Below are 9144 nucleotides of genomic sequence, written 5' to 3'. Positions count from 1 at the left end.
AGATCATGCGCCGCATCCTGCGCAAAATCGCTGAAAACGACTACGGCTCCCTGGGCGACACATCCACCCTCGCCGACCCCTCCGTCGTCGACGAACTCATCGAAAATCGCATGAATAAGGGGTGAGCGCTTTAACCTCTTGAAAGGCGGGCCACAACGGCCCGCCTTTTTCGTTTCAGGGATAATTTGGATTGCGTCCAATCCTCGTTTTTCGCCCCGGTTTCTGCCCCATCCTGTCCACCAAGGAACCAAACCACCGCCGCAAACCTTGCGCAATGGTAACCACGGCTCCGGTATCTGCTTTGAATTTTAGGCGTCCTGCTGCGATAATCTCAGGAATGTGTTAGTTTCTAATGGTGGGGGCCCTAAGGACGGAGCACAACGATGCTACTTGCAGGCCCGACCCCAACCTGGATCGCACCTCTCGCCACGGGACATCCCCTTGGCTTGCCCGGCGCGCAAAAACAGCCCACACCGCAGCAACGCGTGCAGCCCATGAGCCAATCCGGCGGCAGCGCGTCCTCTTCCAATCGCAAGCCACCGGCGATCCAACCTTCACGGCAAGAGAAGGATCCGGACCCGACGACCCACATCGCCCCACCGTCGATCATGCAGATCAAAATCTCGCAAATGCTCTACGAACAGGCCTCGAGGCAGGACGAATCCGAAGCGACGGAAGACAAACCCCCTGAAAGCGCCGAACTGGAGCGCCAAGCAGATCGCGCCCCGCCAAGAACAGAGACCCGACGGACGGAGGAGGCGCAAGACAAACGCGATCCGCCGAAGGCTCAGGAGACCGACCCCGCGCTTGCACCCGAGCCGCAACGTTCAACGGCAATGAGCGGCTACGAAGAGGCCGGTAAACTCGTCGAAACAGCCTGATAGCGCGCCCAATCGGACCGCGAAGCGCATTTGCCGGGCCTGCGGGTCCGGTTAACCCGCGTTTTCCCCGCGTGCGCGGCTTTTCACCGCATCATGCTTGCCCTATATACGCTGCAGTCAGGCCGCCCGCGCAGAACCGGCGGCCACGGAGCATTTTGGCGAGGATCGCATGAGCAACAAGAATCACGAGGCAGATGTCGCCTTTATCAAGGCTTTGGCGGACGTGCTGCGCGACAACGACCTGACCGAGCTGCAGGTGAAGCGCGAATACGGCGAAGACGACAGCCTGAACGTTCGGGTCAGCCGCGTGCAGCCGCAGGCCCCGATCGCGGCCGCCCCCGTCCAGCACAGCGTGCCCGTTGCCGCGCCCGCCGCTGCGGCTCCGGCCCCCGCCGCCGCGCCAGCAGACGATCTTCCCGAAGATCCGGCAGCGCACCCCGGTGCGGTCACCTCGCCCATGGTTGGAACCGTCTACATGCAGGCGGAACCGGGGTCCCCGGCCTTCATCAGCGTCGGCAGCACCGTCAAGGAAGGCGATACCCTTCTGATCGTCGAAGCCATGAAGACGATGAACCATATTCCGGCGCCGCGTGCCGGGACGGTCAAGCGCATTCTGATCGAGGATGGCGCCCCCGTCGAATACGGCGCTCCGCTTGTGATCCTTGAGTAAGGGCGCGCAATGTTTGACAAAATCCTGATCGCCAACCGGGGCGAGATTGCCCTGCGTGTCATCCGGGCCTGCCGCGAAATGGGCATTCGGAGCGTGGCTGTGCACTCCACCGCAGACAGCGACGCGATGCATGTGCGCATGGCGGATGAGACCATCTGCATCGGCCCCGCCCCCGGCACCGACAGCTATCTTTCGATCCCTGCGATCATTTCGGCCTGCGAGGTGAGCGGCGCACAGGCGATCCATCCCGGCTATGGTTTCCTGTCGGAGAACGCACGGTTTGTGCAGATCGTAGAAGACCATGATCTGAAATTCATCGGTCCGTCTGCCGAGCACATCCGCATCATGGGTGACAAGATCACCGCCAAGGACACCGCGAAGAAACTGGGTATCCCGGTGGTTCCCGGCTCCGACGGCGGCGTGCCAACGCTCGAAGACGCGAAGAAGATCGGCGCGGACTTCGGCTATCCGGTGATCATCAAGGCCACCGCTGGCGGCGGGGGTCGCGGGATGCAGGTCGCCAAGGACGAAGAGTCCATGGAAAAGGCCTTCCTCACCGCGCGCTCGGAGGCCAAGGCGGCCTTTGGCAACGATGAGGTCTATATCGAGAAATACCTGCAAAAACCGCGACACATCGAGGTTCAGGTGTTTGGCGATGGCCAGGGCGGTGGCGTGCATCTGGGCGAGCGGGACTGCTCACTGCAGCGCCGTCACCAGAAGGTCTTTGAAGAGGCCCCCGGCCCGTCGATCACCCCCGAAGAGCGCGCCCATATCGGCGGCATCTGTGCCAAGGCGATTGGCGAGATGGGTTATTCCGGTGCGGGCACCGTGGAGTTCCTCTACGAGGATGGCGAGTTCTATTTCATCGAGATGAACACGCGTCTGCAGGTGGAACACCCTGTGACAGAGGCAATCTTTGGCCAGGATCTGGTGCGCGAACAGATTCGCGTTGCCGCAGGCCAAAAGCTGTCGTTCAACCAGGAAGATCTGGTCATCAACGGTCACGCGATCGAAGTGCGGATCAACGCCGAACGGCTTCCGAACTTCTCCCCCTGCCCCGGCAAGATCACCGCGTTTCACGCGCCCGGCGGTCTTGGCGTGCGCATGGATAGCGCGCTGTATGACGGCTATTCGATCCCGCCCTATTACGACAGCCTGATTGCCAAGCTGATCGTACATGGCCGTGACCGGCCAGAGGCGCTGGCGCGTCTGCAACGGGCGCTTGGAGAGCTGATCGTGGATGGCATCGACACCACCGTGCCGCTGTTCCATGCGCTTTTGCAGGAGAAGGACATCCATACCGGCGGATATAACATCCACTGGCTGGAGAAGTGGCTGGAGGCCGGAGGGCTCGACTAAGCCATGAGCGATGAGCATCGCGTCACACCTGACCTGCTCTTGCATGCCTACCGCTCGGGCATCTTTCCGATGGCCGAGCATCGGGGCGATCCGGAAATCTTCTGGGTCGACCCACGCCGGCGGGGGATCATCCCGCTGGACGGGTTCCACATCTCCCGCAGTCTGGCCCGTGCGCTTCGGCGCGATGACTACCACGTTACCCTGAACCGCGATTTCTCAGGCGTTCTGGACGGCTGTGCGGATCGGGAAGAGACCTGGATCAACGGCGAAATCTCGGAGCTTTACTCGCAATTGCACGACCTTGGGCATGTGCATTCGCTTGAGGTTTGGGCGGAAAACACGCTGGTTGGCGGCGTTTACGGGGTGAGCGTGGGGCGCGCGTTCTGCGGCGAATCCATGTTCTCGCGGCGCACCGATGCCTCCAAGATCGCTTTGGCGTGGCTGGTGGATGTGCTGCGACGGGCGGGCTTTACGCTTTTCGACACGCAGTTCCTGACCACGCACCTGGCCTCCCTTGGCGGCAAGGAAGTATCGCGCGGCGCCTATCGCGCCCTTCTGGAGGAGGCGTTGGAAGGAGACGCGGATATTCAATCCGTGCCACTGGCTTCAGCCGGTCAGGACGTGGTGCACCGCATCACCCAGACGTCGTAACGCGGGTGATCGAGCGGGTTCAGCGCCGGGGATGAGGCGACCATCCAGCCGCGATAGACCGGCTGCGCCACGCCCGCTTCGCGGATTGTCATGAAGGCATAGGCATCACCCGACGGGTTGCCGACAGGAAAGCGGCATTCGCTCAGGACAATCTCGATGAGGCCTTGCTGCGCCGCCTGCCCATTGGCCAGCGTAACGTCGAGCACCTTGGCGTTCAGCTTGTCGAGCACCCGAAGCACCGCGCCGGTGCCGGGGTTCACAGACTCCTGCGCCGTTGCGGCAACGGGCAGCAGCGCAGCCAGCAGCGCGGCACGGATCATTCGTCGCCCCCGCCACTGACATATTTCAACAGGAGCGAGAGCAGGCTCACGGCCCCTTGCGTATCGAGGATTTCATCGCCTTCGGCGTAATTGAAGGGCGAGCCGCCAGGGCTGATTTCGATGAAATTTCCACCCAGGAGACCTTCGGAGGCAACAATAATCGCGCTGTCGTCGGGGATTTCGATGCCGTCTTGGATGCTCACCACCGTGTCAGCGCGGAAGGTTTCGCGGTTGAGTGCGATGTCCGTCACCGTGCCCACCTTAACGCCCGCAAGCCGCACATCGGTGCCAACTCTCACCCCTTCGAGCGAGCGGAAAGACGCGCGGAGCGGGTACTCGCTGCCGCCGAGTTCGAACCCTGCGCTTTGCACAGCATAGAGCCCAAAGGCCAAAGCGGCGGCCAATACGCCGCCGCCCACAATCACTTCCGTGGTGGAATGAGTCATTCGGGGCTCCAGGCCTCATAGTCACGGCGATCCGCCGGTTCCGCACGGCGCAAAGAGCCTGCAGGGGCGTGCGCCTGCATCGTGCCGGTCAGGTTTTCGAGATGCTCTTTTTCCCAGTCCTTGTGCGGAAGCGGCGTCTCGGACGGCAGATCGTCAAAGGTGTGGTGCAGCCAGCCGTGCCAATCGGGAGAGACCCGGCTTGCTTCGGCCTCACCGTTGTAAATCACCCAGCGGCGCTTGCCATCGTGGCTGGTGTAGAAGACGTTGCCCTGCTCATCCTCGCCCACCTTCTTGCCGTTGCGCCAGGTATAGATCTGCGTGTTCAGGGTCTGACCGTTCCACCAGGTGACGGCGCGCAGAAGAGTGTTGAGAATGCCCATGGACGACTCCTGTCTGTCTTCCCCCCTATATGGCGAAATCCGTGCGGGCCGTCCAGTGGCCGCCGTGTCGCAACATTCCCCCTGCTTACCAGGTTTTCGCAATAAGTCTGGCGAAATACACGGGAGTTTCTTAACCTTTCGTTAAACAAAGCCGAGCAGCAGACCGATGAGCGAAACCGCGACAGCCGTGGAGTGCAAAGGCGTGCGTGTGCCGCCCTCGCCTTTCCTGACCGAGACCCGGATCAGGCGGATCGCTGAAGCGCGTTACGAAGGCGAGGAAATTGCTGGCGCTCTGTCCGTGATTGGCCCTTCGGATCGGGTTTTGGAACTTGGTGCGGGGCTTGGAATTGTCGGGGCCGTGATTGCCCGGAACGCCCGGCCAGAGGCGGTTCTGTCATTTGAGGCCAACCCGGATTTGATACCGCATATCAAGGCCTTGCATGCTTTGAACGCGCTGGAGGATCGGATCGAGCTGCGCAATCGGGTGCTGCTTAGCAGCCCGAACCGCCCGGAGGCGGTGACGTTCTACCTGCGCAACTCCTTCCTCGGCTCATCGCTGATTGATCAGGACGCACGGCAAACCCGGCCGGTCTCTGTGCCCACCGAAAGCTTCGATACTGTGCGCCGTGCCTTCCGACCAACGGTTCTGGTGATGGACATCGAAGGCGGGGAATTGGATCTGCTGAAACACGCGGACCTGTCCGGTATTCGCGCGGTCGTTATCGAGTTTCACCCGAACGCATACGGGATCGACGGGGCAAAAACCTGCAAGGATATCCTGCGCGAACAGGGGTTCCGTCAGGATATGTCCGTGTCCACCCGCTTCGTCTGGACTTGCACGCGCGCGGTCGCGCCTTCGCGGCTGGTCACTCCGCCACCGGACCCGGCGGGCGGCTGGTCGCAAAGCCTGCGGGTGGTGCGCAATGCTGTGGTTCAAGCTCCGTCCGAAAACGGGTTGGCGGTGCCCTGCGGGGTGATGACCGCCGAAGGCGAGGACGTGCCAGAAGCGCCGCTTTGGCGCAACAAACGGCGGCTTAACCTGCCCTTCCCGCCCCCGGCCGAGCCATTGGAGGAAATCGGCGGAACCTGGTTCTGGGGCGGCGTGATGTGGAGCAATTTTGCGCATTTCATCGTCGAGAGCAGTTGCCGGTTGTGGGGTCTGGATCACCTCAAACAAAGCCCCGACGGGCTCTTGTTCATCCCGCGCCGCAATCGCCCGGCGGGGGACTTGCTCGACTTTCAACAGGCGTTCCTGGAGGCTTGTGGGATCGATCTGCCGGTGCGCGTGGTCCAGCCTGCGGCCCGGGTTGAGCGATTGATCGTGCCGGGGCAAGGGTTTGGTCTGGGCGCGATCAGCGCGGGAACCGCGCCCTTTCGCGCCTTCATGGCGGATCGGTTCGGCAAAGACATTGCGCCGGAAGGCCCGGAGAAGCTTTATGTATCGCGCAGCGGGCTGGGACCATCGCGCGGGGCCTTGCTTGGAGAAGGCGCGATTGAACGCCACCTCGCGGGGCAGGGCTACGAGATTTTCCATCCCGAACGACACCCTTTAGGCGTGCAAATCGCCCGATACAAAGCCGCCAGGTACATTCTGGCCGCAGAAGGCTCAGCGCTGCATGTGGTGGCGTTTTCGGCTGGAACGGACCAACGGGTGGGCGTGATTGCGCGCCGTAAATCCGTGGCCACAGGGCATATACTGACGCATTTGCAAGGATTTACCGGAAGAACGCCGGCCTTGTTCAACCATCTGAGCCGGGTCTGGCATCATGCCGATACCGGGCGGGCGCGGCTTGCGATTGGCGAGCCGGACATGCCCGCTCTACAGGCCGCATTGTCCGCCGAGGGGTTCATCGAAGCGGGCGCGTATTGGGAGCCGCTAAATGCTGAGGCGGTGCAGGAGGCCTTGGGCGAGGGCTACACATTGACCCCGCCCAACCCGGTTTAAGACGCGGGCGCGAGGGCGGTCAGTTCAATCTCGATGCGGAATTTCGGATCGATCAGGTTGCACTCGACCATCGTTGCCGCTGGCGGATTGGCTCCGAAAGCCGCCGAGAGGATCGGCCAGCACGGCTCGAACTCTGCGGCGTCGGGCAGGTAGTAGTTCACGCGCACCGCATCGGCGAAGCTCGCCCCGGCCTCTTTCAAGGCGTTTTCGATGACGTCCAGCGCGCTGCGGCATTGCTCTTCGACCGTATCACCTGTGCCCACGGTTCCGGCCACATGGACAAAACCACCCGCGACAACCGCGCGGCAATACCCGATCTTGGCCTCGAACGGGCCGCCGGAGGAAATACGTTTGATCATGGTCTACCTTTCATAAGAAAAGGCGGGGTAAAACCCCGCCCTACTATGTGTTGCGTCGGCCCTGCGATCAGCTTGCAGAAGCCTCCTCTTTTTTCTGATCGGCGTAGATCATCAGCGGTTTCGAGTCCGAAGCGACGGCCTCTTCGTTCACAACCACCTCTGTCACCTCATCCATACCCGGCAGCTCGAACATGGTGTCGAGCAGGATGCCTTCAAGGATGGAGCGCAGGCCGCGTGCGCCGGTCTTGCGCTCGATCGCCTTCTTCGCAATGGATGACAGCGCATCGTCGGTGAAGGACAATTCGGTTTCTTCCATCTCGAAAAGCCGCTGGTACTGCTTGACCAGCGCGTTTTTCGGCTGGGTCAGAATGGTGACCAGAGCATCCTCGTCGAGATCTTCGAGTGTCGCGACAACTGGCAGACGGCCCACAAATTCCGGGATCAGGCCGAATTTCAGCAGATCTTCCGGCTCGAGATCCTGGAAGGTCTCGCCGATGCCCGCTTCGCTCTCGTCGCGCACATCCGCGCCGAAGCCCATGGCCGAGCCCTTGCCGCGCTGCTTGATGATGCGGTCGAGACCGGCAAATGCGCCGCCGCAGATGAAGAGGATGTTGGTGGTGTCCACCTGCAGGAACTCCTGCTGCGGATGCTTGCGCCCGCCCTGTGGCGGAACGGAAGCCACGGTGCCTTCCATCAGTTTCAGCAAAGCCTGCTGCACCCCCTCGCCCGAAACGTCGCGGGTGATCGAGGGGTTCTCGGACTTGCGGGTGATCTTGTCGACCTCGTCGATGTAGACGATGCCGCGCTGCGCGCGCTCGACGTTGTATTCGGACGCCTGAAGCAGCTTGAGAATGATGTTTTCAACATCCTCACCGACATAGCCAGCCTCGGTCAGCGTGGTGGCATCGGCCATTGTGAACGGCACGTCCAGAATACGCGCCAACGTCTGCGCCAACAGCGTCTTGCCGCAGCCCGTCGGGCCGATCAGCAGGATGTTCGACTTTGCCAGTTCGATGTCAGAGGACTTCTGAGCGTGGTTCAGACGCTTGTAATGGTTGTGCACTGCCACGGAGAGCACGCGCTTCGCCTTGCCCTGACCAATCACATAATCGTCGAGAACATCGCAAATCTCGCGCGGAGTTGGCACGCCTTCGGAAGCCTTGAGCCCGGCCCCCTTCGTTTCCTCGCGGATGATGTCCATGCACAGCTCGACGCATTCATCACAGATGAACACCGTCGGCCCGGCGATCAGCTTGCGGACCTCATGCTGGCTCTTTCCGCAGAAGCTGCAGTAGAGCGTGTTTTTGCTGTCACCGCTTGAATTCGTCGCCATATTGCACCTTTCCTGACGGTCCCCGGTTCGCAAATTGAACCGAGGCACGCGCCGTATTTTCGCACCGAACGCCCTGTTCCCGTCAGCTTATGGCAGGCCAAAGGGGCGAGCAATCCGAAAGTTTGCCTCGCCCGTGGATCGGGCGAAACACAGTTTTTATTTGCCTGCCTCGTCATCACCGGCTTGGCGCGAGGTGACGATTTCGTCGATCAGGCCCCATTTCTTTGCCTCTTCGGCATCCATGAAGTTATCGCGCTCCAGCGCGCTTTCCACGGCCTTGAGCGTCTGGCCTGTGTGCTTCACGTAGATTTCATTGAGGCGGCGTTTGAGTTTCAGCGTCTCTTCCGCGTGAATCATGATGTCGGTCGCCTGACCCTGGTACCCGCCGGAGGGCTGGTGAACCATGATGCGGCTGTTCGGGAGCGAGAAGCGCATGCCCGCCTCACCGGCCGTCAGAAGCAGCGAGCCCATGGAGGCCGCCTGGCCGATCACCAGCGTCGAGACCTTCGGCTTGATGTACTGCATGGTGTCGTAGATCGACAGGCCGGAGGTCACCACGCCGCCGGGGCTGTTGATATACATGGAGATTTCCTTCGACGGGTTTTCCGCCTCGAGATGCAGCAGCTGCGCCACGATCAGGCTCGACATGCCGTCGTGCACCTGACCATTGAGGAAAATGATCCGCTCTTTCAGCAAGCGCGAGAAGATGTCGTAAGCGCGTTCGCCACGGCTGGTCTGCTCAACCACCATGGGAACGAGAGTGTTCATGTAAACGTCAATCGGGTCTTTCATCGGGAACC

At 61.5% G+C, this 9144-nt stretch carries 11 protein-coding genes; 5 read left to right on the top strand and 6 right to left on the bottom strand.

What is annotated here, in order from left to right:
- Positions 1-446 precede the first annotated feature (446 nt).
- The 4 genes from E4662_RS18800 (at position 447) to aat (ending at position 3561) form a co-directional block, all read left to right on the top strand.
- Complete coding sequence (locus E4662_RS18800; protein WP_136443148.1) at positions 447-881, top strand: hypothetical protein; 435 nt, start codon at positions 447-449, stop codon at positions 879-881.
- A 169-nt stretch (positions 882-1050) separates the two neighbouring features.
- Entirely contained in the window at positions 1051-1551 is a 501-nt protein-coding gene (gene accB / locus E4662_RS18795; RefSeq protein ID WP_136443147.1) for an acetyl-CoA carboxylase biotin carboxyl carrier protein, read from the top strand.
- 9 nt (positions 1552-1560) lie between these two features.
- Complete coding sequence (accC, locus tag E4662_RS18790) at positions 1561-2910, top strand: acetyl-CoA carboxylase biotin carboxylase subunit (RefSeq protein WP_136443146.1); 1350 nt, start codon at positions 1561-1563, stop codon at positions 2908-2910.
- A gap of 3 nt (positions 2911-2913) precedes the next feature.
- Positions 2914-3561, top strand: a complete 648-nt coding sequence (gene aat / locus E4662_RS18785) for a leucyl/phenylalanyl-tRNA--protein transferase (protein ID WP_136443145.1) — start codon at positions 2914-2916, stop codon at positions 3559-3561.
- On the opposite strand, the gene E4662_RS18780 is transcribed toward aat, so the two are convergent.
- Genes E4662_RS18780 through E4662_RS18770 form a run of 3 tightly spaced genes read right to left on the bottom strand, consistent with a single transcriptional unit; the run spans position 3525 to position 4707 of the window.
- Positions 3525-3881, bottom strand: coding sequence for a DUF2155 domain-containing protein (locus tag E4662_RS18780; protein WP_136443144.1), 357 nt, complete (start codon positions 3879-3881; stop codon positions 3525-3527). The two genes, aat and E4662_RS18780, sit on opposite strands and share 37 nt — an antisense overlap.
- The gene (gene mlaD / locus E4662_RS18775; protein WP_136443143.1) at positions 3878-4327 is read right to left on the bottom strand and encodes an outer membrane lipid asymmetry maintenance protein MlaD; all 450 of its coding nucleotides are present in this window, start codon (positions 4325-4327) and stop codon (positions 3878-3880) included. Before mlaD ends, E4662_RS18780 begins: the two co-directional genes overlap by 4 nt.
- A complete protein-coding gene (locus E4662_RS18770) occupies positions 4324-4707 on the bottom strand; it encodes an NADH:ubiquinone oxidoreductase subunit NDUFA12 (RefSeq protein ID WP_136443142.1) in 384 nt (127 codons plus the stop codon). The genes mlaD and E4662_RS18770 overlap by 4 nt, the downstream gene beginning before the upstream one ends.
- Positions 4708-4873: 166 nt before the next feature.
- On the opposite strand from E4662_RS18770, the gene E4662_RS18765 reads away from it, so the two are divergent.
- Entirely contained in the window at positions 4874-6652 is a 1779-nt protein-coding gene (locus E4662_RS18765; RefSeq protein ID WP_136443141.1) for an FkbM family methyltransferase, read from the top strand.
- Here E4662_RS18765 and E4662_RS18760 read toward each other — a convergent pair.
- The 3 genes from E4662_RS18760 to E4662_RS18750 all read right to left on the bottom strand — a co-directional run bounded on the left by E4662_RS18760 (position 6649) and on the right by E4662_RS18750 (position 9136).
- A complete protein-coding gene (locus E4662_RS18760) occupies positions 6649-7011 on the bottom strand; it encodes a RidA family protein (RefSeq protein WP_136443140.1) in 363 nt (120 codons plus the stop codon). The two genes, E4662_RS18765 and E4662_RS18760, sit on opposite strands and share 4 nt — an antisense overlap.
- A gap of 67 nt (positions 7012-7078) precedes the next feature.
- Positions 7079-8344, bottom strand: coding sequence for an ATP-dependent Clp protease ATP-binding subunit ClpX (gene clpX, locus E4662_RS18755; RefSeq protein ID WP_136443139.1), 1266 nt, complete (start codon positions 8342-8344; stop codon positions 7079-7081).
- A gap of 156 nt (positions 8345-8500) precedes the next feature.
- A complete protein-coding gene (locus E4662_RS18750; RefSeq protein ID WP_136443138.1) occupies positions 8501-9136 on the bottom strand; it encodes an ATP-dependent Clp protease proteolytic subunit in 636 nt (211 codons plus the stop codon).
- Between the last annotated feature and the right edge of the window lie 8 nt (positions 9137-9144).

Source organism: Pacificoceanicola onchidii (genome assembly GCF_004804335.1).
In the GTDB taxonomy this organism is placed as follows: Bacteria; Pseudomonadota; Alphaproteobacteria; order Rhodobacterales; family Rhodobacteraceae; genus Pacificoceanicola; species Pacificoceanicola onchidii.
This window is presented reverse-complemented; position numbering and strand designations above follow the sequence as displayed.

Excerpts from the sequence above, each read along its gene's own strand:
- accB (WP_136443147.1), top strand. The coding sequence starts at position 1,051 with ATGAGCAACAAGAATCACGAGGCAGATGTCGCCTTTATCAAGGCTTTG.
- accC (WP_136443146.1), top strand. The coding sequence starts at position 1,561 with ATGTTTGACAAAATCCTGATCGCCAACCGGGGCGAGATTGCCCTGCGT.
- aat (WP_136443145.1), top strand. The coding sequence starts at position 2,914 with ATGAGCGATGAGCATCGCGTCACACCTGACCTGCTCTTGCATGCCTAC.
- E4662_RS18780 (WP_136443144.1), bottom strand. The coding sequence starts at position 3,881 with ATGATCCGTGCCGCGCTGCTGGCTGCGCTGCTGCCCGTTGCCGCAACG.
- mlaD (WP_136443143.1), bottom strand. The coding sequence starts at position 4,327 with ATGACTCATTCCACCACGGAAGTGATTGTGGGCGGCGGCGTATTGGCC.
- E4662_RS18770 (WP_136443142.1), bottom strand. The coding sequence starts at position 4,707 with ATGGGCATTCTCAACACTCTTCTGCGCGCCGTCACCTGGTGGAACGGT.
- E4662_RS18765 (WP_136443141.1), top strand. The coding sequence starts at position 4,874 with ATGAGCGAAACCGCGACAGCCGTGGAGTGCAAAGGCGTGCGTGTGCCG.
- E4662_RS18760 (WP_136443140.1), bottom strand. The coding sequence starts at position 7,011 with ATGATCAAACGTATTTCCTCCGGCGGCCCGTTCGAGGCCAAGATCGGG.
- clpX (WP_136443139.1), bottom strand. The coding sequence starts at position 8,344 with ATGGCGACGAATTCAAGCGGTGACAGCAAAAACACGCTCTACTGCAGC.
- E4662_RS18750 (WP_136443138.1), bottom strand. The coding sequence starts at position 9,136 with ATGAAAGACCCGATTGACGTTTACATGAACACTCTCGTTCCCATGGTG.